General features: G+C 45.8%; 1 pseudogene. It reads right to left on the bottom strand.

From position 1 onward, the window contains the following. A pseudogene (locus tag AB4486_RS27930) lies at positions 1 to 356 on the bottom strand (pilus assembly protein); the annotation flags it as partial.

The raw sequence follows: 356 nt of genomic DNA, 5'->3' as shown, positions 1-356 counted from the left end.
AATACACACACCAATGGGTACCACGTTATTAACTACATCTTGACCTGAGCTGGGGCCAGCAACGGCACTTGCTGATACTGCCTTATCAAGGCCAAACATATGAATGAAAAACTCATCCATCTCTAGTGCATCTACGCGAACTCGCACATAAACATCTTCATTTGCACCGAACGTCGCCGTGCCAGTAAAATCCTGTGGGTCATTCGAATAATCAATGCTTATAGAAGCGGTCGAGAAATCAATTTCTTGGTTCCCTGTTGAAGCCGCCATGGCATTGAGTGCCGTACCAACTTCTGCGTCTACAGCATCTTTATCTTTACTATTGTCTAATATGGTTGCGGCAGCCAACGCTGCAG

Origin of the sequence: Vibrio sp. 10N.222.55.C6 (assembly GCF_041473395.1) — a bacterium.
Lineage (GTDB): Bacteria > Pseudomonadota > Gammaproteobacteria > Enterobacterales > Vibrionaceae > Vibrio > Vibrio crassostreae_C.
This window is presented reverse-complemented; position numbering and strand designations above follow the sequence as displayed.